Below are 1,382 nucleotides of genomic sequence, written 5' to 3'. Positions count from 1 at the left end.
TGAACCACCCCGGGTTTCCCGGAGGATCTCTCAGTTGGCTACCTGGACCAGCTGGTCAGGCAGGGTAGGCACCGTTTCGGTGGCCTGGTGTCGATCGTAGTAGATCCGCTCGGCGTGCACCGGGCTCAGGTCGTTGCAGTACCCGTTCGGGCGTTCGTGGTTGTACCAGTGCACCCATTCGGCGGTCGCCGCCTGCAGGTCGGCCAGGCCGGCCCACGGGGCTTCGCGGTAGACGAGCTCGGTCTTGTAGCTCGAGTTCACCGACTCGGCGAGCGCGTTGTCGTAGCTGTCGCCGATACTGCCGATCGACGGCCGCACACCGATGTCGGCCAACGACTGACTGTAGGTGATCGCGGTGTACTGCGACCCCGCATCACTGTGATGAATGAGCTGATCGAAAGTAACTGCACCCCAACGTTTCCTGTCACTGATAGCCTGGTCTACCGCAGCTTGCACCAGCGACTCGGTCATCGCGGTCGAGCATTTCCAGCCCACGATCCGGCGGGCGAACACATCGGTGACGAACGCCGTGTACACCCACCCTGACGCGGTCCTGCAGTACGTGAAATCGCACACCCACAGCCGGTCCGGAGCCGGCGCCCAGAACCGGCGCTGCACCAGGTCCGGAGCCCGGTCATGGGACGGGTTGCGGCGGGTGGTCCGCGGCGCGGTGCCCTTGATCTCGCCGTGCCAGCCCATCAGCCGCATCAGCCGCTCGATGGTGCACCGGGCGACGGTGAACCCACGCGAGTTGAACACCACCCACAGTTTCCGCGCCCCGAGCACCCCGGTGAACCGTTCCTTCGTCCTCGCATCATGAATCATGTTGATCACCAACGCATCCCGGTAGTCACGGGCAGAAGACCCGCGGGAGATCCAGTCGTAGTACGTCGACGGGGCGAACGGGCAGCCGTACTCAGTGAGCACGGCGCACATCGACTCGACACCCCACAGCAGGCCATCAGCTCCCACCCGGTCACCCAGGTGGGAGCTGATGAAGTCGACGATCAGCGGTGTGGCCGGTCGAGCTCGGCCGCGAAGAAACCCGCCGCGGCCTTCAAGATCCCGTTCGCCCGCTTCAGCTCCGCCACTTCACGTTTGAGTGCACGAACCTGCTCCGACTCGGCCGTGGACACCCCCGGCTTCGCGCCCCGGTCCACCTCCGCCTGCCGCACCCACTTACGCAGCGTCTCCGGTGTCGTGATGTTCAGCAACTGCGCGACATGCACGATCGCCGCGTACTCCGACGGATGCTCATCACGCGCATCCTCGACCATCTCCAACGCCCGAGCCTTCAGCTCCGGCGTGTACTTCGACGTTCCCATCGTTGGATCCTCTCTCAAGCAAACACAGAGAGTCTCCGGACACACCGGGGCGGATCA

The 1,382-nt window shown here is 64.6% G+C and carries 1 protein-coding gene; it reads right to left on the bottom strand.

The window, feature by feature from the left end:
* Positions 1-30 precede the first annotated feature (30 nt).
* Positions 31-1,277 (bottom strand): IS3 family transposase gene (locus tag HF999_RS22100; RefSeq protein ID WP_244881179.1). Its coding sequence is split into 2 segments (ribosomal slippage): positions 31-1,046 and positions 1,046-1,277, totalling 1,248 coding nucleotides; the frame shifts between segments, so codons are not numbered across the junction.
* Between the last annotated feature and the right edge of the window lie 105 nt (positions 1,278-1,382).

The organism is Tsukamurella spumae, from assembly GCF_012396015.1.
Taxonomy (GTDB): domain Bacteria; phylum Actinomycetota; class Actinomycetes; order Mycobacteriales; family Mycobacteriaceae; genus Tsukamurella; species Tsukamurella spumae.
This window is presented reverse-complemented; position numbering and strand designations above follow the sequence as displayed.